The 22,662-nt window shown below is 56.7% G+C and carries 22 protein-coding genes; 17 read left to right on the top strand and 5 right to left on the bottom strand.

What is annotated here, in order from left to right; all coding sequences use genetic code 11:
* The first annotated feature begins 341 nt into the window (after positions 1–341).
* Together RLW41_RS17475 and RLW41_RS17470 are read left to right on the top strand one after the other, a co-directional pair.
* A complete protein-coding gene (locus RLW41_RS17475; RefSeq protein WP_409562953.1) occupies positions 342–1,940 on the top strand; it encodes an MASE1 domain-containing protein in 1,599 nt (532 codons plus the stop codon).
* Positions 1,937–2,605 (top strand): response regulator transcription factor, encoded by a 669-nt coding sequence (locus RLW41_RS17470; protein WP_409562952.1) that lies wholly within the window; start codon positions 1,937–1,939, stop codon positions 2,603–2,605. The genes RLW41_RS17475 and RLW41_RS17470 overlap by 4 nt, the downstream gene beginning before the upstream one ends.
* A gap of 83 nt (positions 2,606–2,688) precedes the next feature.
* On the opposite strand, the gene RLW41_RS17465 is transcribed toward RLW41_RS17470, so the two are convergent.
* Positions 2,689–2,973, bottom strand: a complete 285-nt coding sequence (locus tag RLW41_RS17465; RefSeq protein WP_414462276.1) for a hypothetical protein — start codon at positions 2,971–2,973, stop codon at positions 2,689–2,691.
* 316 nt (positions 2,974–3,289) lie between these two features.
* Positions 3,290–4,696, bottom strand: a complete 1,407-nt coding sequence (locus RLW41_RS17460; RefSeq protein WP_414462275.1) for a hypothetical protein — start codon at positions 4,694–4,696, stop codon at positions 3,290–3,292.
* 930 nt (positions 4,697–5,626) lie between these two features.
* Here RLW41_RS17460 and RLW41_RS17455 point away from each other — a divergent pair.
* The 6 genes from RLW41_RS17455 to RLW41_RS17430 are packed head-to-tail and all read left to right on the top strand — an operon-like array spanning position 5,627 to position 8,928.
* Positions 5,627–5,911 carry a hypothetical protein gene (locus tag RLW41_RS17455; RefSeq protein WP_013947140.1) on the top strand — a complete coding sequence of 95 codons (285 nt, stop codon included), beginning with the start codon at positions 5,627–5,629 and terminating at the stop codon, positions 5,909–5,911.
* 25 nt (positions 5,912–5,936) lie between these two features.
* Complete coding sequence (locus RLW41_RS17450) at positions 5,937–6,323, top strand: hypothetical protein (RefSeq protein WP_409562948.1); 387 nt, start codon at positions 5,937–5,939, stop codon at positions 6,321–6,323.
* A gap of 8 nt (positions 6,324–6,331) precedes the next feature.
* On the top strand, positions 6,332–6,517 hold the full coding sequence (locus RLW41_RS17445) for a hypothetical protein (protein WP_409562947.1): 186 nt from the start codon (positions 6,332–6,334) through the stop codon (positions 6,515–6,517).
* Positions 6,514–7,899 carry an APC family permease gene (locus RLW41_RS17440; RefSeq protein ID WP_409562946.1) on the top strand — a complete coding sequence of 462 codons (1,386 nt, stop codon included), beginning with the start codon at positions 6,514–6,516 and terminating at the stop codon, positions 7,897–7,899. The genes RLW41_RS17445 and RLW41_RS17440 overlap by 4 nt, the downstream gene beginning before the upstream one ends.
* 58 nt (positions 7,900–7,957) lie before the next feature.
* Entirely contained in the window at positions 7,958–8,632 is a 675-nt protein-coding gene (locus RLW41_RS17435) for a hypothetical protein (protein ID WP_414462274.1), read from the top strand.
* Positions 8,629–8,928 (top strand): hypothetical protein, encoded by a 300-nt coding sequence (locus RLW41_RS17430; RefSeq protein ID WP_414462273.1) that lies wholly within the window; start codon positions 8,629–8,631, stop codon positions 8,926–8,928. Before RLW41_RS17435 ends, RLW41_RS17430 begins: the two co-directional genes overlap by 4 nt.
* A gap of 124 nt (positions 8,929–9,052) precedes the next feature.
* On the opposite strand, the gene RLW41_RS17425 is transcribed toward RLW41_RS17430, so the two are convergent.
* Positions 9,053–10,678 carry a pyrroloquinoline quinone-dependent dehydrogenase gene (locus RLW41_RS17425; RefSeq protein ID WP_414462272.1) on the bottom strand — a complete coding sequence of 542 codons (1,626 nt, stop codon included), beginning with the start codon at positions 10,676–10,678 and terminating at the stop codon, positions 9,053–9,055.
* Positions 10,679–11,055: 377 nt separating this feature from the next.
* Here RLW41_RS17425 and RLW41_RS17420 point away from each other — a divergent pair, with 377 nt between their 5' ends.
* The 5 genes from RLW41_RS17420 to RLW41_RS17400 all read left to right on the top strand — a co-directional run bounded on the left by RLW41_RS17420 (position 11,056) and on the right by RLW41_RS17400 (position 15,197).
* Complete coding sequence (locus tag RLW41_RS17420; RefSeq protein WP_409562942.1) at positions 11,056–11,433, top strand: winged helix-turn-helix transcriptional regulator; 378 nt, start codon at positions 11,056–11,058, stop codon at positions 11,431–11,433.
* A gap of 264 nt (positions 11,434–11,697) precedes the next feature.
* On the top strand, positions 11,698–12,903 hold the full coding sequence (locus RLW41_RS17415; protein WP_414462271.1) for a succinylglutamate desuccinylase/aspartoacylase family protein: 1,206 nt from the start codon (positions 11,698–11,700) through the stop codon (positions 12,901–12,903).
* A 418-nt stretch (positions 12,904–13,321) separates the two neighbouring features.
* Entirely contained in the window at positions 13,322–13,549 is a 228-nt protein-coding gene (locus tag RLW41_RS17410; protein WP_414462270.1) for a DUF2188 domain-containing protein, read from the top strand.
* A gap of 35 nt (positions 13,550–13,584) precedes the next feature.
* On the top strand, positions 13,585–14,019 hold the full coding sequence (locus tag RLW41_RS17405; protein WP_414464605.1) for an FYDLN acid domain-containing protein: 435 nt from the start codon (positions 13,585–13,587) through the stop codon (positions 14,017–14,019).
* A 956-nt stretch (positions 14,020–14,975) separates the two neighbouring features.
* Positions 14,976–15,197 (top strand): hypothetical protein, encoded by a 222-nt coding sequence (locus RLW41_RS17400; protein WP_414462269.1) that lies wholly within the window; start codon positions 14,976–14,978, stop codon positions 15,195–15,197.
* Positions 15,198–15,530: 333 nt separating this feature from the next.
* On the opposite strand, the gene RLW41_RS17395 is transcribed toward RLW41_RS17400, so the two are convergent.
* Together RLW41_RS17395 and RLW41_RS17390 are read right to left on the bottom strand one after the other, a co-directional pair.
* On the bottom strand, positions 15,531–15,740 hold the full coding sequence (locus RLW41_RS17395) for a cold-shock protein (protein ID WP_414462268.1): 210 nt from the start codon (positions 15,738–15,740) through the stop codon (positions 15,531–15,533).
* Positions 15,741–16,195: 455 nt separating this feature from the next.
* Positions 16,196–16,483 carry a hypothetical protein gene (locus RLW41_RS17390; protein WP_414462267.1) on the bottom strand — a complete coding sequence of 96 codons (288 nt, stop codon included), beginning with the start codon at positions 16,481–16,483 and terminating at the stop codon, positions 16,196–16,198.
* Positions 16,484–16,563: 80 nt separating this feature from the next.
* Here RLW41_RS17390 and RLW41_RS17385 point away from each other — a divergent pair, with 80 nt between their 5' ends.
* From RLW41_RS17385 to RLW41_RS17370, 4 genes are all read left to right on the top strand, one after another.
* Positions 16,564–16,782 carry a hypothetical protein gene (locus RLW41_RS17385; RefSeq protein WP_414462266.1) on the top strand — a complete coding sequence of 73 codons (219 nt, stop codon included), beginning with the start codon at positions 16,564–16,566 and terminating at the stop codon, positions 16,780–16,782.
* A gap of 480 nt (positions 16,783–17,262) precedes the next feature.
* Complete coding sequence (locus RLW41_RS17380) at positions 17,263–17,658, top strand: FixH family protein (RefSeq protein ID WP_414462265.1); 396 nt, start codon at positions 17,263–17,265, stop codon at positions 17,656–17,658.
* Positions 17,655–19,106, top strand: coding sequence for an efflux RND transporter periplasmic adaptor subunit (locus RLW41_RS17375; RefSeq protein ID WP_414462264.1), 1,452 nt, complete (start codon positions 17,655–17,657; stop codon positions 19,104–19,106). Before RLW41_RS17380 ends, RLW41_RS17375 begins: the two co-directional genes overlap by 4 nt.
* Positions 19,103–22,276 carry an efflux RND transporter permease subunit gene (locus tag RLW41_RS17370; RefSeq protein WP_414462263.1) on the top strand — a complete coding sequence of 1,058 codons (3,174 nt, stop codon included), beginning with the start codon at positions 19,103–19,105 and terminating at the stop codon, positions 22,274–22,276. The genes RLW41_RS17375 and RLW41_RS17370 overlap by 4 nt, the downstream gene beginning before the upstream one ends.
* Positions 22,277–22,662: the final 386 nt, after the last annotated feature.

Raw genomic sequence — 22,662 nt, 5'->3', positions numbered from 1 at the left:
CTCTCCGAGTTTCGCGGACCGGCTTTGCTCAACTTCGGCGCCCCTCTCCCGCACTCTACAAAAGCTTCAGCGTCGATAAGACGGACGTGATTTTTTCCTCTCGATCGTCAGCACTCGTTTTGATTACAGCAATGTCATGTTGCGATGCGCCGCATGAAATGCGCCGCGACAACAGCCTATATTCGAGCCATTATCACAGAGGCAAATTCCGGCCGTGCGCTTGCGTGGCGCACCGTCCGTGACTAAGCCTCCGTTCCCGTACGGAGTGGCGGGACGCTAGGCAGCGTAGGAAAAGAACGATGTCGCAAGTAGTGGTGACAGAAAGAACGCATGCGAATCGTATGGCTCGAATGCAAGCTGCCCCGATTTGGCTGATTGGCCCCGCCTACATCATTGCCTACGTCGTACTGGAATGGCTGAGCATCATCTCATCCACGCCATCGTTCGATATCGTCCCGTGGAGCCCCGCGATAGGCCTAGCGTTCGCGACATTTCTCATGTTCGGGCGACGATTCTGGCCTTACCTCTTACTCGCCGTTGCTGCCTCCAACGTGATTCTGCGCCGCGACCTCCCGCTTCTTGCGCAACTTCTCTCGCCGATCATCGTGGGAGGAGGTTATGCGGTCGCACTGAACTGGGTCCAGCATTCGCGCTGGCAATTCGACATTAAGCTCGGAACGCTGCGCGACGTTTTGCTTCTCGAAGGCACCGCGATCATCAGTTCAGTTCTTGTGGCGACAGCCTCCGTAATACTCCTTTATGCGTCGGGAGTACTGACGGTTAATGCCGTTCCTTACAATATTTTTAGGTACGCCGTCGGCGACCTTATCGGTGTCTCGATCATCACGCCGTTTATTCTGATGGTGGCAGGCAGCGGCGGAATTCCCAAGCCCAATTTGGAGACTTGCATCCAAGGACTGGCAATCGTCGCCGCGCTCGTCTTTGCATTCGGCTTCAGCAGCCTTCCCCATTTTCGGCTCTTCAACGTGATGTTCTTCCCCATCATCTGGATTGCGCTCCGCCACGGCCTGAAAGGCGCAACCTACGCCCTTGTGGTGACAGAGGTCGGCCTGATCATTGCGCTTCTGATTTCAGGACCGCAGGTTGCGGGCGTGACAACGTATCAGTCGCTGATGCTTGTCCTGGCCTTTACTGGACTGGCCATCGGCGGTCTCGTGACCGACCGTCGCCGCTTCGAACAGGACTTGCGCCTCAACCAGGATTCGGTTTCGCAGATCTTCCGTCTTGGCAGCGCCGGAGAAGTCACGACTGCCATCGCCCATGAAATCAACCAGCCTTTGACCGCCATTTCGAACTATACTCAGCTGGTGCAGGAATACCTCGTAAAGGGCGAAGGCGATCGGAAGATCGCTATCGAAGCCGCTTCGAAAGTCGCAAGCCAGGTGGACCGCACCGCAGCCGTCGTCCGCAACCTCCGCGATTTCATCCGGCTGGGACGCAGGCAGATCGGAGAGCAATCTCCGCATCTTTTAATACGAGAAGCACTCGATCTTTTGGAACCCAATCTTCAACGGACCGGCGCCTCGGTAAAGGTCACCGTTGCACGCAATATCCGCAACGCCGCCGTTGATCGTCTGCAGATTGAGCAGGTCCTTATGAATATCATTTCTAACGCTATCGACGCGATGAGCGAAAACGATCCGTCGAAAGATCGACTGATCAGTATCAGCGCCAACAACATCGACGGAAACCGCATTGAAATCCAGGTTCGCGATAGCGGACCCGGCTTCCCCCCAGGCTTCAATCTGAAAAAATCCGGAATTCGTTCGTCCAGCAAGAAAGATGGCCTCGGAGTTGGCCTTTCGCTCAGTCAAACCATCGTCGAAGGACACGGAGGCGAGCTCATCCTCGAAAACGTAGGCAAAGGTGCCCTCGTTCGTATTCGATTAAATTCATTCCCAAGGGGTACTGTATCATGACACTCGCATCAGCAGTCGCGATTATCGATGACGACGAACCCGTCCGAGATTCTTTGTCTCTGATGCTCAGCAATCACGGCTTTGGCGTATGCTCGTTCGCATCGGCCGAACAGTTTCTCTCTGCCTTGCAAGCGAATGAGATTCCTTCGTGCATCGTCTGCGACATCCGCATGCCGGGAATGTCCGGTCTGGAACTTCAGAAAGAACTCGCAAAAAAATGGCCCATGATTCCGCTGGTGCTCATTACCGGGCACGGCGACGTGGCGATGGCGGTCGCAGCGCTTAAAGCGGGTGCCCGCGATTTCATTGAAAAGCCGTTCTCACCCGACCGCCTGATCGCAAGCATTTCGTCGGCAATTAATGAAACCGAAAATCAGCGCAACCACGACCAGGAGGCCGTCAAGCTCGCGACGCGCGTCAACGAACTGTCGGACCGTCAACGGCAAGTGATGGATCTTGCGGTCAAGGGCCTTTCGAACAAGGAAATCGCTCTCACACTAAAAATTAGCCCACGTACTGTCGAAACATATCGCGCCTGGGTGATGGAAAAGACGGGCGCTCGCAACATCGCCGATCTCGTGCGGATTGCCGTGCGCCTCGAAGAGATGTTGCTTCCGATCCGAGCCGAAAAAAATCGGCATCAGGGCGACACCGAAAGCGCCTGATCCTTACGACGCGACTGAATGCTTCAGCATGACCGGCGCCGTTAGCGACTGCAAACAGCGCCGGCGATGCGCTCCAGACGGGGTTAGTCGTTGTAGCTGGAGCAATAGGTATCGGTCTCGATTTGACCGTTGTGCCACCGGCAGAACTCCTCCGGCGTCTCGTCGCGCGAACTCACCGTATGATGGGTGATATGCGTGTGCTCAGCTCTCGCGACATGCTCAGCTTCCGCTCGTTGGCAATATCGCGTTGCGATCCAATTGCCATTGATAAATTGAAAATCGCCGTCGCACCGGGCATGAGCGTTCGCTGCCGTGGCGAAACCAAGCGCAAGCAAAGAAACAGAGACTGCGAGTGAGAATTTATGCATTGCGAACTCTCCATTCGGGAGTTTGAAGTTCGGTGCTCGCAAGCCGCAAATGCATGAGCGCGAACGTAGCCACCGCCGCAATTCGATTGCGTGCAAACAAATTTAGTTTGATCGCCGATGGAGCGTTATTCCGCTCGTTGCCGTCCGACAGATGACGAACGCAGACGTACGTCCGCGAAAATACTGACGGCGTGTGTTCTCCCAAACATCCACGAGCAGCAGGGTGTTTTCGCGCTTGGGAAGATGACGTGCCCCAGCACCTCAAAAAAAAGGCGCTGCCGAAGCAGCGCCTGGAGTGTGGAGACGGTGAGTGTCTTTACTGGAAGGGATAGTAGCGGAACGATCCGAGCACGATCATGTCATCGGTCGTCGGCGCGCCGCCATCTGTGCTATCGAAAGCTTCACGCTTGATGTACTCGGCCTGCGCACCAACAGCCGCACGCCCGAACGAGCCCTTATAGATATCCTGCCAGACGCCGCCCGTGACTTCCCAGAGGCGTTTCGTTTGCGCTTGGCACGTTCCCCCTTCGATATCGCAACCTGAGTTGTTGACCGTATCGAGACCATAGCCGACGTTGCCATCGACCTTCTTGAAGTTCTGCTCGAGGCCGCCATAGGCATACATGGTGTCACCCTTGAACGGATGCGCAACCAGACCCGTCAGCAATTGCACCGCAGGAATTGCGACGAAGTCTCCATCGCTATTGAAGGTGACGTCCGGCTGCTGTCCCGAACCGTAGCGCCCGATGCCGTTTCCGGCCATGAAGCTCGCCTGCAGTTCCAGCGCCTTCGGAATGATGGGCAGCGATGCTGAAGCGCCGCCACCGCCAGCAAGGATCGTGTTGTTGCTATGGTTCACGCGATCAGTAAAACCACGCACAATACCCTTGATTTCGTAGTGGCCCCAGCCGGGATCAAACGCCAACTTACCGACAACGTCAGGCATGACGTCGTTGCTGTAGTTCGCCGTGCTGTTGAGCAGCGATCCGCCCGGATGGTTTGCATCGACGCCCGATGGAGGGGAACCGGCGATTTGCGTCGACGGGCTTTCGATAGAAACGCCGGCCGCAAGCCACGGAGCAAGATCCTTCACCACGCGGAACTGCGGATTTCGTGTCCAATTGAACCCGACGACGTACTGCGCATCGATCGTCAGCGGGATGTCTTCGTTGCGCGCTTGAATTCCCTTCGTATTCGTCGTCAGCAGGCTCCACGTCTGACCAGCGAGAACGTGCCAGCCCGTCAGGTCGTTGTCGTAGGCACCGTAGAAATGGCGAATGCGGGGCGTATAGCTGTTGCTCTCGTTGGAGTTTGACGTCGTCCCGGCGGCGAGGAAGTCCGACTCCACATACATCGACAGATGCGTGTACTGGTCGAGATCACCTGTGGCTAACGCAGACACCCGGCTTTGGCGGGCGCTGAAGCGTGTTTCATGCTCGTGCGCCAACGGACTATTACCGAATGGAATTCCGCCGAACGAGCTACCGACGTCTGCCGTTTCGTTGCGAGAGCGCCAGAACGTTGCGAATTCGCTGAAGCCCCCGAACTTCAGTTTGATCGCACCAAGACGAATGGTGCCGTTCGGCATGACCGTCACGACCTGCTCGTCATCGGGAACGTTCGGAATTGAAAGATCCGCGGCGAAGGCACCAGTCGATGCACAAGCCGCAGTACCAAACATAGTGCAAAGAGCCAATTGCGCTCTGCCGATGCGGTAGCTCATAAGTTGAATTCTCCCCTGAAGAAACCCCCTCACCGCGCTCAGCAGCGCGGCCCCGGTTGTCGAAGCGAGCAAGACAGCAGTGTGCTGACGTGCATCCTTGTTCGATTGCCCGGTACGAGCAGGTCATCAGTGGGCGTTAACAGGCGTGTAACGATAAGACCCCAGTTGGACACCTCCGTAGAAACACTGAGGACGCCAGCGCTCGTTCAACGGCGCTTATCGACTCTTCGGAAAATCCATTGTGGATCGGCACGCCGCGCGCTCTCCGCCTCATGCTGCGATACGCGTGAGGCACTCAGCACCTGATGCATAGAAGGCAACGATGCATGAAGATAACAATGGACGGATGCTTCCCGCGGCCGGTGCGTTGGGCCCAGCGCACCTAATGCCCGAACAAAGAATTTGTTGCAGGCTTGGAAATGAGCCGCACGAAAACTTGACGCTCTTTATTCATCAGGTCGGAGTCTGTCCCAACGCCAACAGAAAAGGCTATCCCGTCGGACTGATCGCACGAGCGATCATCATCTCATTTTCCTTGCCGACGGACTCCTATCAAGCGGCCGACGAAGAGGCCGCAAGGCCTAAGTCCGTTGCCGTCCTGCACTTGCGAAATTCGCATCCCGTTGACTTCGCAGATGCAGCAAACCCTCGCTGACGCCCGCTCAATAAAACATCTTGCTCAAATACCGAGCACGTCATTGCAGCGCACGCGACGTAACATTTTGATTTTGGCTAAAGTTGCTTGGTGCTCTGCGGCACGAACATGCGCATCGCAGCATCGAATATTTGTTTCTTATCACGAAAAAATATTGACGAAACGCCGCCCCCCTGCGCCACTTATGTCGCAGGGAGCAACGCTCAAATCGCAACGTCTGGGAGAGCGCGCCAAGCCTTGCACCCGAGCAGCACTCTGAGGCGAAGGGAGAAAAAATGCAAAAAACGAATTCAGACCCTCGTATTACCGGGAAATTCTCCGGCGATCGCATGTGGTCTCTGTCCGCGATTATCGTGCTCTGGCTTCTCTACGCATTCGTCTTTTACGAGATCAAAGACTACGCGGGCTCATCGGAAGTGGTCGGCGCGCTCCTTGTCGCGGGGGCGTTGGTCATCCTTTTCAATACCGCGGCCATCCTCGCGATGCTCTTCCACCTGAGCGAAGAGCGCGACGAGATCTACGGTCTCGACCTGCACTACCTCGACCTCAAGAAAAAATAACAAATTCGAATTGATAGGTGGAAATGTGGCCAACTCACACTACGAGCCTCCGAAGCAATCTGCCTTCGGCCAGCTCGTCGACAGTCTGTTTCTTCTCGTGCTCGTTCTCGCGGCATTGTTCGCGCCGCTCTATCTGAAACTTGCCGGCGGCGGAAAGATTGATCTCCCCGTTGCCGACAAATCGACATGGGCCGGACTCGGCCAGAATGCCGTGCAGCAGGCTCAATGGGAAAAGTTGGGCTTCACGCCTGACACAGCGGCCTCGCTCATCACATCGCGCTTCGACTACAGCTTCAACACCGCCGAGCTTGCCATCACCGCCGTCGTAATCATCGGATATTTCGTCCTGCTCTTCATTTTCTCACGGACCGAATACCGCGACGTCATCGAAGAACGCTTCGGCAAAAAGTGAGGCACCTCATGAATAGTTTCGTACTTTTGGAATACGCGGCCTGGGCTCTGTCTGCGATCCTCGGGCTATGGATGCTCTTCGACATGATCCGCACCGACAGGTCCTACGACGAAGAGCTTCTGACCTCATCCAGAGAAGGTGAAATCGACGACACGCTTGTCATTGATCCGCCGCACCAAGGGGGCCATCGATGACACAGTCTACTGCGGTTCACGGCGAGAAAATCTCTCTGCTGCGTGTGCTCGGCCCAGGCCATGTCTGGGCACTTGGCGTCGGCATCGTGTTGGTCGGCGAATACATGGGTTGGAACTTCGCCGTCGGCAAGGGCGGCATGATCGCGGCGCTTATCGCATGCTGGGTTGCCGGCTTGCTTTACACCTGCGTCGCGATGATCGATTCCGAAGTGACATCGACTGTCGCGGCAGCCGGCGGCCAGTACGCCCAGGCAAAACATATCGTTGGACCGCTTATGGCGTTCAACGTCGGCCTTTATCTGGTGTTTGCCTACACGATGCTCGAAGCGGCGAACGCTATTACCCTCGGGTATCTCGTGCAGACCGTCGGGACGATGGCCGGCTTTACCGACGTGCACGATAAACCCTTCATCGTGCTGACGATCATGTTCCTCGCATGGCTCAACTATCGCGGCGTTTACGCGACGCTGACCGTGAACTTGGTGCTGACCGCCGTGGCCTTCATCGCGATCCTGATCTTGTTTACAGCGGTGAAGCCTTGGACAAACGACCTGCTGCATCATCAGGACCTGTTGAACGGTTTGCCTTACGGCTGGCTTGGCGTCATCGCATCGCTGCACTTTGGCCTGTGGTATTACCTCGGCATCGAAGGAACCTGTCAGGCCGCAGAGGAGGTTCGCTCACCGGCGCGCTCATTGCCTCTCGGCACCATGACCGGAATCATCACGCTCCTGATCGCGGCAACGATGACGTGGTACATCTGCTCCGGCTTGATGCCGTGGGAATATCTCGGCCAAGCCGTCACGCCGTTGTTCGATGCTGCACGGCTTACAAGCTCGATGCCGCTGATGGTGCTGCTGTTCGTCGGAACCGTATTTTCGACGCTCGCTTCGGCGAACGGCTGCATCAACGACGCATCCCGCGCGTGGTTCTCGATGGGGCGCGATCGCTATCTTCCGACCTGGTTTGGTGCCGTACATCCGAAGAACCGGACACCCTATCGATCGATCGTGTTCCTCGTTCCGGTAGCATTGGTGTTTGCCTACTTCGCACCGCTCGACCAAGTCATCACGTTCTCGATCCTGTCGGGCCTACTTGGCTACACATACATGTCGCTCAACGTGATCCTATTCCGCAGGAAATGGCCGCTCGGAACGATCAAGCGGGGCTACATCCATCCATTCCACCCATTGCCCGCATTGGTGTTGCTGATCCTATGCTCGGCAACATATTTCGCGGTGTTCCTCGGATATGGAACCCAGCTCGTCGCGATGCTCGTCTTCTTCATGGTCGCGTCGCTCTGGTTCCACTTCCACCGCTATCAATATGTGCGGCGTGGAGATCAGTTCACGATGCAATGGCCCCGACCACAAGGCTATTGAAGGTGAAAAAGGGAATGGCGGTCGGCGCCGCCATTCTCTTTCAGGCTGGAGACATTCCTTGACCTTATCTCTGACATTCGCCCTCATCGGCCTCGTGGTCATCGTCAACGTCGCGATGCGGGAGCACCGAAGGATTATCGCGGCCCGACTTCCGCTGCTGGACGGTTGTGCTTCGGCGCTATCCGATCCGAAGATCACACACGGCGGCGACGGCTTCCCGACGCTTGAAGGACTTCACCGCGGACACTATCTCCGCGCCGAGTTGGTCCCCGATACGATGACCATTCGTCGATTGCCTCAGTTGTGGCTGAAATTGACGCGGATCGAACCCCGCCCGCATTTTCCGGAATTTTCATTGCTCATTCGACCTTGCGGCACCGAATTCTATTCGCTGACGGCTGCGCATGCCGTCGTCCTCGATCCGCCGACCGGCATCGCCGCTGAAATTCTCGCAAAGGGCAGCGCTCACGCGTCGCAAAATTCGCTCGACGGTTCGGCGCCTGCGCTTCGGCGCATTTTCGCCGATCCTCGGATGAAAGAAGCAGCAGTGACAGCCCGGGGACTTCGCCTCATCTGGCAGGCCGCCGAAGGCGCGCGCGGCGAACATCTGCTCTTTCGCCAATGCCGCTTTGAGAGCTCCGGCGTCGATCCCAAGATCTTCGAGAGCCTACTCTCGGCTCTGGGCGATCTCAGTTCTTCGTTAGACACACCAGATGAGGCGCAGGCCGCATGATTGCTGCGATCGAGCGTCGACCGCTTAACCCCTATCTTGTGTTGGCTCTTGCGAGCCTAGCACCGGGCGCTGGTCACGTTGCAATCGGCGAACCGCAACGAGGATTGCGCTTTGCCTTCTTCACACTGCTGCTCGCGGCTCTGACGTGGCATTTCTCGACGCCGGCTCAATCATTCGTTGGTCGCGCGGCGGCAGGGCTTTTCGTCTGGGCTTTGTCGATCCCCGACGCCTACAAGCTTGCACGAATAAAAAGTGAAATCTGGAAGACGAAGACGGCGAGCAAGCTAGAGCTTTAATCAAAGGCAACGAGGCAAGTTTCCTCCGCCCCAGTCACCGCTACCTAAAAACGGCGCGGCCGGAAAGTCTCCGGCCGCGCTCCAAGTACGCTTGGCATCCGAGGGAAGCGCCGAGCGATTTTCGTTATGGTTTCAGCGTAAAAACCGTAATCGTCGGGTTTCCGCCCTCGATGGCGGGCGCCAACTGATGATAATAGCCGCCCACAAAACCTGAGACGACGCCGACGTATTGTTTGCCGCTAACCGCATAACTTACGACGCCGCCTGCAGCAGGGCCGCCGAGATCGTGCTTGAACAGGACTTTGCCGTCCCTGGCGTCGAAGGCCAGGAAATCACCTGTCAGCTCGCCAACAAAAACCAAATCGCCACCTGTCGCGGCAACGCTGGCAATCACCGGCTTCGCAGATTGGTACTGCCAGAGCTTTTTACCCGTCGAATCGTCAAAAGCACCGACCCAGCCTCGCGCTTTTTCCCAAGGCTCAAACTCGAACTTTCCGCCGAAGAACTGACCTTGCTTGTTTTGGCCTTTGGGACTCGGCGCCTCCTTATCCGGAACGATGTGGTTGCACCAGTCGGTGGCCGGCATGAACAAGGCATGCAGACGTGGACTATAGGCGCCGCCATTCCATTCATGGCCACCAAGAAGGCCCGGACATACGCGTCCAAGTTCGGGCTTCAAGTCACCCTCGGCATTCTCGCGCGTGGTAAACGGCACACTGTAGATAATCTTGCGCGTGTCGCGATCCAACCCGCGCAGCAGACCATCCTTGCCGTTGAGAGCCAGGAGCGTGTGCGCCTTGCCATCAATCGTCGTCGTGAAAACCGGCGACGCGTGACTTAGATCGTAGTCACGCACATCATGCGGGACCGCCTGATAATACCAGGCAAGTTTCCCGGTGTGGACATCCAACGCAACGACCGAGCCGGTATAGAGATTGTCGCCCGGACGATGCCGATCGAAGAAATCCGGCGCCGGGTTGCCGACGGGGACATAAAGCCAGCCCTTCTCGACATCCAGCGACATCGGAGTCCAGAGATTGCCGCCGCCGTGCTTCAATATGCTTGGATCCGGCCCCCACGTTTCGGCACCGGGTTCGCCCGGATCCGGCACATTGTTGAATTTCCAGACTTGCTCGCCATCGCTCAGCTTGAACGCACCGACCCAGCCCTTGCTGGCAAATTCCGAACCTGCAGGACCGATGAGTACGAGGTCGTCATAAATCAGCGGCGGCATGCTGAAGAAATAGCCGTCGGTCGGTTTGACGACCTGTCGGACCCAGACTTCCTTGCCGGTTCCTGCGTCTAACGCGATGAGATAGCCATCCGCCGTGCCGCGCACGATCTTGCCGTCTTTGATCGCAGCACCGCGCTGCGTGACGAATGTTTCGTGATCCCGCGGCTTCCACTGATACTGCCAGACGGGCTTGCAAGTCGCGCCATCGAGCGCCACCGTGTAGTGTGCCGTCGTTGCGAAGATGACGCCGTTATACACGATGGGCGCGGTCTGCGCGGGCATCTTCTCAGGGAAGCTGTAGCTGCAGACCTGAGCCAAGTCCGGGGCATTTTTCGTATTGATCTGACCGAGCGGCGAATACCGATGGCCGCGATAGTCATGGTCAGCATAGAGCCAATTGGCTCCGTCATTCTCCGCGTTATTCAGCTGTTCTTGCGTTGGACCCGCAGCGTAGGCGGAACCCACCATCAGATACAGACCGCAAACGCTACTTAAGAAAACTGCTTTGGCGCTCATTAAACCTCCATGAGGGTTGCCAATCGCCCGCGATCGCGCGCCGCGACGGCGAACGTTATTTGAATGTTGGTACTGCTGACTTGATCCGGCCGGTGATTCCCGTTTCCAGGCCACGGCTCATTGTTCGATAGCCGCGCGCTTCACCGCGTCTTCAGGTCCATCTGCGTCTTGTTTGGCAGATACTGCCCGCGATGTGCAGCCGATCGCCCTCATCTTGGAATGAGTGATTGACGTCGCATTGTTGGTTCGTCGATTTTTGAGATATTGTCTCCAATCTGAAGCTTCCTCCAATTGCGCGCATCAAATAAGCCGGATTTCGACCCTATCGACAGCGCGCAACGTTCAACGATGGACCTCTTAGCGATGATCGTTTCTCCATGACAAGTACGCACAAAAAAGTAAGGTCCCTTGCCCGCCGCAATACCGTTGCCCCAACGGATAATGCTTCGCGCACTGCCGAAGATGCGTTGCGAGCGATTGATGGCCGGTGGAAGCTGCGTATCCTTTTCAACCTCAACGCCACTCCGGTGATGCGCTTCTCGGAACTCGAACGCGCAATTCCCGAGGTCACCCAGAAGATGCTCGCCCAACAGTTGCGGGAACTCGAGCGCGACGGTCTGGTTGCGCGAACGATTCACCAGGAAGTCCCGCCTAAGGTCGAATACGCACTGACGCAGTGGGGACAAGATCTTTGCCCGGCGCTGGACGCCTTGAGAGCGTGGGCTTCACTCGGAAGTCGGCCCGCAACAAAGTGAAACGGACAATCGCCTCGGCGAGACCTATTGCAAAGGATGTCTTTAGGTTGCCTCCGACATGTCCAACCTGCGGAGGTCTAGACTCTGGGCCGATAGCCATTGTCTCAATGATCTCATGAAGGGTCCAAGCTTCACAGCCGGTTAATCTTTGCAACGGTCCCGTCGCGAATTCGTTTGACGCCCGTCGTTCCCAGCGCTCTCCTGCCGCTACACGAAAATGGTCTGCCATTAGCTATCGGATCCATCTGACGAAAGGCCTCTGTCATGTCGCCTAACAAGATTGATCGTCGCGATTTCATGACCCATTCGATTGCCCTCGCCGGCACCTCTGCAATCGTCGCCAGCGACGCTGTCGCGGCGGCTTCTGAAGAAACTGCGAAGACTGTTGGCTCAAACTCGGAAACCGTTTTCACGGGCGAGTCTATCCAAGGCAAGAAAGTTGTCAGTCGGCTGAACGTCGACGACCTCGAACCGGGCCGAAAGCATTTTCTCTATTTCCAAGGCGTTGAGACGCCTGGCGGCCAGCACTGGTACGTCTCCGTCGTCGTTGCCAAGGGCGTTCGGCCCGGCAAGCGCTTCACCCTGACCAGCGGCGTGCACGGCGACGAGATGAGCTCGATCCAAACGGTCCAGACGGTGATCGACCGGCTGGATCCGGCGCAGATGTCAGGCACTGTCATGGCCGTTCTCGATATTGCACGCCCGGCCGTCGAAAGCATGCAGCGCCGCTGGCCCAATTCGGGGCGCGGGACCGATCTCATCGACATGAACCGGGAATGGCCGGGAGACGAGAACGGTGCAAGCGCCACAAGCCGTCACGCGGGCCTTTTGTTCAATCGCCTCTTGAAACCGAACTCCGACTTGGCGATTGATTTCCACACCGGCACGACCGGCCTGGAAGTCGCTGCTTTCCTCATCGGGGATCGCCACCTCCCCGACGTAAAGACCATGGCGGACCTCTATCCCGTCGGCTTGATGTGGGATGACGCGGCTTATCCGGGCGTCTTGCACAACGCGTTCGTCGACGTCGGCATCCCGTGCTTCACACCGGAAGTCGGAGCGGCGCGGATCCTCGACCGGGATATGATAGCCCTGTTCGTCGAAGGGACGTTGAACGTCCTCAAACATTATGGCGTCGTCAGCGGCTCCATCGGCCGAACCGCGGCAGACGCAAAAATGCTCATTGGCAACGCCGCGTTTCCAATCATCGCCACACATGGCGGCTTGGTCGAATTTCACGCAAAGCTCGATGAGGACGTCAAAGCCGGTCAGACCATCGCCATGCAGCGGAATATGTTTGGCGAAGTAGTCGCCGAATATACCACCGCGGTGAATGGCAAATTGGCCGCCTGTCGCACCGACGCCTCGTCAGATCCCGGCAACGTGCTGGCGTTCATCCTTTTTAGTCAGCCGGGCGCACCACAGCACGAAGGCGTTCATGCCGACACTGAAAAATCCTATCCCGAGTAACGGTGCCACCAGCCAGCGCACACCTGTACTCAAGATTTTTGTAGTCGCCCGCCAACGCGAAGCCGACGCTTCAAGATTGGGATTTGGCCTCGAACCTTCCGGCCCTCTGAACATCGGGCCATCACCTGATATTCTGCCTGACAAGCGAGCTACTGACGTTACGCATCGAACTGCTAGAAGTAATCTCGTTTGGCGAAGGGATTAAAGGTTGGACATCCCAATGCCAAAGGTCTACTATAATTTTGATATATGGCGCACGAGCTTCAACAGCGCCTTAAGCATTGGCATTATTCTGCTCCGTCCCGAATTCGGGCCTCTGCCAATGCCGCCTCTCTCAGGCTGACAACTATTGGCTTGAATCGCTTTGATCATTAGCCCGTTCCGGATTGTTTGTTCCGGAGCGCGTAAGGAGCCTGCTATGAAAAATGATTTTATTCGCGTCACGCGACGCAGTGACGGCGCTTGGGCCGTATTTCGCGGCTCCCAGGGTCTCGCGCTGCTTGCATTCAGGCTGAAAGCCCACGCCGTGGCTTACGCACGTGCGATTTCATTTTCGCGTAAGATGGAGCTTTTTGTCGACGACAAATTTGGAATTGGAGTTCGGCAGTCGTCTTCAAGTCTCACCTACCCGAGGATTCTCAACTAGCAGAATGAATTCAAGACACCGTGCATTTCGCCGTCATGTGCACGTCACTCCAACGCCGGCGAGAGGTAACGAATATGCTCCCAAGTCACGTCGTCACAAGATCCGCCCTGCAGACCAAGCGCGGGACAAAGCAGACGTGCGGAAACGAAACCTGTGGCAGCCGATATTATGATCTGAGAAGCCTGCAGCCAGCTTGTCCGCACTGCGGCACGATTTCCAACACCTCGTCGATCGTTCGGGTCGATTTCGAGACGCTCGGGAAACAACGGCCAGGTAGGTTCAAACGTCCGCCAGAGCCAACAAAACCTCAAGCCAAAGTCCCAATAAACGACGTCGATGAGTCGGGGATGGCCGATGAGAGCGCCGAGAAGGAATCAGAAATTCCGTCGCCTTCTGAAGATCTTTTAATTGAGATCGAAGATGACGATGAGGTGGAAGCATCACAAGCCTCCACCGACGATATGGCTTAGCTCAAGGAATTTTGGAGCGCGCAAATGCCGGATATCAGCAGTTGTTTAGCATCCTTCGCACGGCTGTCCAGCGAAGAGCGGGAGCGCAGTGTTCGCCTCATCAGAGCATACAATGATGCAGTTGTAGAAACCCGATCTGCAAATGTCACGGAATCGAAACCCTCTCAACTCTTCAGCTGGGAGGAAGTCGAGCATCTGGTCAAAGACTATCGTGCTGATCGCTTGTCCGACATCAGACCGGCAATGGAACACTACTTGTCGCTTTTGGACCGTGGCTATCGGTGGCCCCGCCTCGGTTAAGTTTTAGCCCATGTGATTTTTCCTCAAAACCGGTGTGGAACCAAATGCCCAAAGGTCAGCGAAGAAGCAATCGCGAAATCAGGAAACCGAAGGCGGACAAACCGAAGCCAGGTCCGGGCGTGCCGAGGTTCCAGAGCGCCGTACTTGGCTCGACGATGAGCACCAGCGGCGGAAAGAAAAAACCCTGAATTCTCTTACGGCCGCAATTGGGTTCACAAGGACCGGTCGACGAGGACGCCTGTCTGCAACTTCTAAATCTGTCAACTAGAACGTCATTGCTCTTCTGAGGATTGTCGAAATATGGAGCTGGCACCGATGGTCTACGTATTCACGAGCGGGAATTCCGGCGTGCTTGGCTTTTCGCTCCAAAAGTGTGGATCAGATCTGCCGCCAGCGGCATCGTATCAAGAGAACTGGAGCCGCGCTTATGAAGTTCGAATGTCGGATGTCGCGCTAGATGTTTTCCGCATCGATTCAATGACAGCACTCTCGGACTTGAGGTCCTGCGGCTATCACGTTGCTCGTCCGGTCGAAGATACGCGAACTATGCCGAAGCATCACCGAGGATCCAGCTAACCACAACCAGTTGCGGCCGATCCTACGACGCCATCAAGTTTTGATTGGGTCACGAAGCATATCGAAAGGCAGATTGCTAAATGGCGCTTCCTTCCTACACGCTTACAATAGACGGTCGCGAAGTGTCGTTTGATATCGAGGCCGAGGCGTTCGCGATGGCGGCAAGCGAATTTGATGCGCGCGGCGAGAAGCTGGAAATTAGCATAGCGATGGGCGACTGTGTCTACATAGGCCCACTTCAGATGCGGCATTGGTGGAAAATGAAACGGGAAGGGGTGTATTACCGCGATATTCCTTATTGATGGCGCGGTTATCTTATTGACTTCTTCTTATTGGTCGGGGCGGTGGCCTCTCGCGCCAATCGCTCTGCACGGAGACGTTCCGTTTTCGCCCGTACAGCGAGCCGCTCCGCTTCATGGTCCTTCATCGCCTTCGACGCTTCTTGAGCCCGGCGCAACTTTGTAGCGGCAGTATTAATCGGAAATCTCGGCGTCGTTGCCATTCAGCTGGGCTCCTGCGCGCTCGGCAAAAACAAAAAACCCGCAACTGGCGGCTAAGCCAGGCGCGGGTCCATTCGATCGAGCTTATCGCCAGTACATCCGTGGTCGAGCCCGATCTATTTCTTCGGCATGCCGTTACACGGCGCGAAGGTTATCTGCGGAAGACTTGCCGCTACGGCGATCGGCAACAACGTCAAAAGAGACTTTTTGCCCTTCGCTTAGGTTTCCCAGACCTGCACGCTCTACCGCGCTGATATGGACGAATACGTCGCTGCCGCCGTCTTCAGGTTGGATGAAGCCAAAGCCTTTTTGGCTATTGAACCACTTCACGGCTCCAGTTTGCATAGATAAAATTTCTCATTAGATGAACGCGTTTGCCCCCGACGAAGTCAGGAAGAGTTGGTCGAACTCTTTTGGAAGGTCATCGGTCAAGCGCGCTCCGCGGGCGAGGCCAAGTCGGTTTCAGCGAAGCTCGATGAATGGGATATAAGTAGTAATCATCGCATTACAAGAGCGAAAAATAATACGTCGCCCCAAGTTGGCTGAGACTTGCGAGTTGCAGCTGACATTCCATCTGCACTCTGATAAACGAAACCATCGGCAGTTACAGCAAGGGCTCTGCTGACTGAGAGTGATTATCGATGCGCTCCCGCCTTCAACCGCACGGGAGTGTTATCGTGAAGCTCGTTTGCTCCCGACTGATAAGCGGCGATCTCGAAACGATCGAACTCAAGGCCGCGATACGACTCGCGTGTACCGAACTTATCGAAATACACCGTGTCGAAGATGAAGAGCTTGCATCACTTTTCGAAATTATCGCTCAAGCAATTATCGATGACTACAATGCGGGTCACCACGATACGTCGGTGTTGGGGCAACACGCCACCATGAAAGCGCTCATCTTCCTTGGCCGCCGTCTGCACTAATGCAAAAATGTAATCGAGATGCGCTCCCAAGGATATTTCCAGCGGTCGGTTCATTGCGGCAACAGGCTTTAAAAGTGCCGGATGCCGGAGGCGCCAAGGCCCGAGGGTAAATGGCGGCTTTATGATGAGCGTGGCGTAACTCGGCATGGCTTCATCCGCCATGCGCGCGAATTGGGGTTCGAAGTCGATGCGATCGCGAACTGCTGAATCTCTCTGGGCGGCCGCAGAAATCGTGCGCCAAGGTGGATGCGCAGGCAAGCGAGCACCTGAAAGCCGTGGCAAACCGCGTTGCGCGGCTGCAGGCCCTGAAGAAAGAGCTGGAGACGATGATGCGTAGCTGCGCGAAGCGTCGCATAATCGAGTGCTATCGAAACATAAGCATTGCGTCAGCAAAAGCCACCGAACGGCCGCACTCCCCTTATTGCGGCGCACGAAGAGGTATGGCACTCTGCACCCCATGAGGATGCGTCTGTTTCAGCGCTGGTTTGGGCTTCTCGGTATGCTTGCCATACTGAGCGCTCTCATTGCCATGCCGCTTACGGCGACCTATGCCTTCGCCATCTCAAGCGGTGCGACAGCCTCTGCCGACACGACGATGTCCGGTCAATCTGACGCGATGCCTTGCCACAAAACCGGCAAGTCCTGCCCTCATTGCCCGCAGAAGTTCTGCCCCGACATGGCGAACTGCCTCGTTAAATGTTTTCAGCCGTTGTCGGCACCGATTTCTGGTGCCCATTTTCATCGTAATGTTGTCAGCCGCGGAGTGGCGCCTGCGTCTACGCCGGTCACCGCTGGTTCTCTAATCCCACCCTTACTTCGACCTCCGAGCATCTGAGCCCACGCAGTCAGCGTGATTGTGCGGTCGCGGCTCGTCGCCGTGGCCCTCGTACGCATGGCCATGATGGCCTGTGCGGGCTCAATGACAATCGGAGACAACCAATATGCAACGCTATTCATTGCGTGCGGCTGCCCTCGGCGTCGCGCTTCTCATGGGCATGGCCGCCTCGGCCCTTGCCGACACTAAGGACTACGAATTCCAGCTCCTGGACGAGGAAGTGAAGCAGGGCGCTGCCGTCATTTCGGTGAAGCTCGTGCACAAGCCGTCAGGCCGCGCCGTCGCTGATGCTGTGATCTTTGCCAAGCGCATCGATATGGGTCCCGACGGTATGGAAGCGATGACCGCGCCGATCGAGGTGGTTTCGTCGACGGAACCCGGCGTCTACAAGTTCAAGACCGACCTCGGCATGGCCGGCCAATGGGCGCTCTCGCTTGGCGCGAAGGTGCAAGGCGAGACTGGCACGGTCGAAAACAAACTCATCGTCAAGGCCGTCCAATGAGCGCCTTGATAAGGGGAACGGCGACCGTCGCAGCGCTAGCGGCTGCGACGGGAGCTGGTATTTGGGCGGGTCAAACAGACCTGCTCAAACTTCCGCTGACTCCCGCAGCGGTCATTACCGAAGCGCGCGCCGAGGAACCGCGGCCTGTCATTTATTACCGCGATCCCGACGGCAAGCCACTCTATTCCCCGACACCCAAAACGACCGATGACGGCAGGCCTTACATTGCTGTTCATGTCGGTGAAGACGAGACATCGTCTTCACCGACAGCAAAGCCGGAAACGAAACCTGTCGACAGCGGCGGCACCAGGAAAATCAAATTCTACCGCAACCCCATGGGCCTGCCGGACACGTCGCCCACGCCGAAAAAGGATTCGATGGGGATGGACTACATTCCTGTCTACGAAGGCGAGGATAGCGACGACGACTCTATCAAGGTTTCACCCGGCAAAATTCAACGCACCGGCGTTGAAACCATCGCGGTAACGAGACGACCGCTGGTCAGGACCATCCAGGCACCTGGCGTGGTGCGGCTTGATGAGCAACGCATTGCCGTGTTGGCGCCGCGGTTCGACGGGTACGTCGTGTCGGTTGGACCGGTAACGACAGGCACACATGTCATGAAAGGTGATGTGTTGGCTAAGGTGTTTGGCCAAGAAGTCTTGAACCAAGCCGCACGCCTGTTGATCGAGCAGACTTGGACGAAAATTGACGAAGCATCCGAGCTCCCAGGACTCAAAGGACCTGCTGGCGTCGTCGGAGCCACACGTCGACTGCAGAATCTCGGCGTGCCGGAAGAATTCATGGATGAGGTGAAGCGTGAGCGGAGTGTGCCAGACACATTCACGTATCGCTCCCCCATTGACGGATATGTCCTCGAACGGAACTGGAGCGATGGACAAGGCTTCAAAGCCGGCGATGTTGGCTTCCGGATCGCCGATGTTTCGGTCGTGTGGATGATGGCTGATGTTGCCGAAGGCGACATAAACGGCGTGAAGCCAGGAGAACCCGTGACGGTCACGACGCGCGCGCGTCCAGGCCGCATATTCAAAGGCAAAGTCACAGTCATCTATCCGCAATTGAACAAGGAGACGCGTACAATTCCGGTGCGGATCGAACTGCCAAACTCGGACCTGGCACTGCTTCCGGATATGTACGGAGATGTCGATATCTCCACCGGTAATGCTACCATGCTAACCGTGCCGTCGAGTGCCGTGATCGACAGCGGAAATCGACAGGTCGTCCTCGTTGATCTCGGCAACGGTCGCTATGAGCCCCGAGAAGTGAAGCTCGGCCGGCGAGGCGACGGCTACATCGAGATCATGAGCGGCGTTGCAGAAGGTGATCGTGTCGTCTCCAACGGCAATTTCCTCATCGACGCCGAAAGTAATCTGCAATCGGCATTGAAGGGCTTCGAGACGCGCCAAACGACGGAGGCTAGCCAATGATCGCGCGCCTCATCGCCTGGTCGGCGAAGAACCTTATGTTGGTGTTCATCGCAGCCGCATTTGCCGTGGTGGCAGGGATCTGGGCGGTAAAGACACTTCCGCTTGACGCCATCCCCGACCTCTCGGATGCGCAGGTCATCGTCTATACCGAGTTCCCGGGCCAAGCGCCGCAAGTGGTCGAGGATCAGGTCACCTACCCTCTGACAACTGCAATGCTGACTGTTCCGCGTTCCAAAGTGGTGCGAGGTTTTTCCTTCTTCGGCGTCTCATTCGTCTACGTCATTTTCGAAGACGGTACCGACATCTATTGGGCGCGTTCGCGTGTCCTTGAATACCTGAATACCGCCGCAAAGAGTCTGCCGAGCGGCGTCACTCCGACGCTCGGGCCGGATGCAACCGGGGTTGGCTGGGTCTATCAGTATGCCTTGCAATCCAAGAACAAGTCGCTCGCAGATTTGCGCTCGATGCAGGATTGGGAAGTTCGCTACGGATTGTCGAAGGCTGAAGGAGTCGCCGAGGTCGCAAGTGTCGGTGGCTTCGTCAAGCAATATAGCGTTGTCGTCGATCCAAACCGGCTCAGAAGCTTCAACATCCCTTTGGACAAGGTTCGCGATGCCATTCGAGACAACAACATGGATGTCGGCGGACGCACGTTGGAGTTGGCCGAGCACGAGTTCATGGTGCGCGGGCGCGGCTATCTTAAAGGCGTCAAAGACCTTCAGAACATCGTCGTCAAATCCGACGGCGGAACGCCTGTTCTCTTGAAGGAAGTCGCGCACATTGAAACCACCGGCGACGAACGCCGCGGCATTGCCGAACTTAACGGCAACGGCGAGGTGGCAAGCGGAATCGCCTTGCAACGCTATGGTGCCAATGCGCTCACCGTTATCGACAATATCAAAGAGCGACTGAAGGAGATCGCGCCTTCGCTACCGGCAGGAACGAAAGTTGTGCCGGTCTACGACCGTTCCGAGCTGATCCACCGGGCCATCGAAACGCTCAAACATACGCTTTTCGAAGAAAGTCTCGTCGTCGCGGCCGTATGCATCGTGTTCCTGCTTCATTTTCGAAGTGCACTAGTCGCCATTCTGATGTTGCCGGTCGGCATCCTCATGGCGTTTGTCGCGATGCGCGTGCTCGGCATCGGCTCCAACATCATGAGTCTTGGCGGTATCGCCATTGCCATCGGGGCGATGATCGATGCAGCGATCGTCATGATCGAGAATGCCCACAAGCATTTGGAACGAGCGCCAAAGGACAAGCCGCGAATTCAGATCCTTACCGAGGCAGCTGCCGAGGTGGGACCGGCCTTGTTTTTCTCGCTGCTGATCATCACAGTCTCATTCCTTCCGATCTTCACGCTTGAAGCACAGGAAGGGCGGATGTTCGGGCCGCTAGCCTTCACCAAAACTTTTGCGATGGCATCTGCTGCGCTGCTGTCGGTGACGTTGGTGCCGGCGTTGATGGTCATCTTCGTACGCGGCCGGATCATTCCCGAAGAAAAGAACCCCATCAACCGCGCACTGATCGCAGTCTATCGTCCCGTCATCAAGGGTGTGCTGAAGGCGAAGACGCTGACCATTGCGCTGGCGGCAATCCTTCTCGCGGTCTCGATATGGCCGCTGACCAGGCTCGGCACCGAATTCATGCCGAATCTCAATGAAGGAACGCTGCTCTACATGCCGACGACATTACCGGGTCTCTCGATCACGAAGTCGGCTGATTTGTTGCAGACGCAGGATCGTATCATCAAGTCCTTTCCAGAAGTGGCGTCTGTTTATGGCAAGGCGGGTCGCGCGCAAACGGCCACCGATCCCGCACCGACGGAGATGTTCGAGACCATCATCAACCTCAAGCCAAAGGAAGAATGGCGACCGGGTGTCACGACGGACAGCCTCGTATCTGAAATGGACAAAGCACTGCAGTTTCCCGGCGTGTCCAATGCCTGGACGATGCCGATCAAGGCGCGGATCGATATGCTCTCGACCGGCATTCGCACGCCGGTCGGGATTAAGGTGATCGGCAATAATCTCGATGAAATCGACAACGTTGCAAGACAGGTCGAAGCGGCCGTCAAGTCGGTGCCAGGCACTTCAAGTGCCTATGCCGAGCGCACGTTGGGCGGCTATTACCTGGAGATCATTCCGAACCGAGAGCGGCTCGCCCGTTATGGTTTGATGGTCGCCGATGTGCAGAATGTCGTAGCGATGGCGCTTGGCGCCGAGCCAATAACGACAACGGTCGAGGGCCGCGAGCGCTATACGGTTGCGATACGCTACCCGCGCGATCTGCGCTCCGATCCGCAGGCGATCGCGAAGGATGTCGTGGTCTCGTTGCCTGGCGGCAATGGTACGGTTCCGTTAGGGGAAGTCGCCGATATTAAACTTACCCGCGGCCCCACCACGATCCGCACCGAGAACGCCAAGCTCGCAACCTACGTTTACGTCGACATCCGCGACCGAGACCTCGGCGGCTACATCGCCGATGCTAAGAAGGCGGTGGACGCACAGGTGAAGATGCCGCCCGGCACCTATCTCGTGTGGTCGGGACAGTTTGAATACCTGGAGCGCGCCGAAGCACGCTTGCAGATGGTCGTGCCGGTAACACTGATGATCATCTTCTTACTTCTTTATCTGAACTTTCAGCGACTGACCGAAACGCTCATCGTCATGCTGTCTCTGCCGTTCGCACTCGCCGGCGGCTTCTGGCTGATATGGTGGCTGGGCTTCAATCTTTCGGTAGCAGTGGCCGTTGGCTTCATCGCGCTTGCCGGCGTCGCGGCCGAGACCGGCGTCGTGATGCTGATTTATCTCGATAACGCCAAGCGCGAGATCCAGGCGGAATGTCTGCTTCAGGGACAGCAATTCACGCGTGAAGACCTCTACCATGCCATCATGGTCGGCGCAGTTGAACGCGTCCGACCGAAGATGATGACGGTTGTTGCTATCATGGCTGGATTGCTGCCCATCATGTGGAGCACCGGTACAGGTTCTGAGGTCATGCAGCGTATCGCCGTGCCAATGATCGGCGGCATGGTCTCGTCCACGCTGCTGACGCTGATTGTTATCCCGGCAATCTATGGATTGGCGAAAGGTTGGCGACTGCCCACAAAAGCGCAGAACCATGCGCAGATTGGAGTTGGAGTTACAGACACTGCATATCTCAGGTGAGCGATAGGCGACGTCCGCTTAGGGTCAAAATCGTCGCCCGGTAACCGCGCCAAGGAGGAATTGGGCCCCTGCCACTCGTGATCTAAAAGCAGGGTGCCCAATTCATCGCCAATCCCTCGGCAAGAGCTATGCTCAAGCTACGCGACCGGCGTCACGCGAAGAAGCCGATGCACTCCACAAAGCGCTCGTCATAGCAGGCGAACTACATCTCGCCGCGGTCCCATTGATTTGCTTGCGGTCTCACGGAACTCGCGGATGCCGAACTCACCGAACAAGGTGTGATGGCGCTTTCCGGGCGCAAAACTCCGGAAGCAGTCAGGCTCTACGTGAAGCGGACCGAGACCCAGCGCATCACCTCTGCAAGAGGCCGCCGTGCGTGGATCGGA

Origin of the sequence: Hyphomicrobium sp. DY-1, from assembly GCF_047497105.1 — a bacterium.
GTDB lineage: Bacteria > Pseudomonadota > Alphaproteobacteria > Rhizobiales > Hyphomicrobiaceae > Hyphomicrobium_B.
Note: the sequence above shows the minus strand (reverse complement) of the source record. Positions and strands in the feature narration are given on the sequence as shown.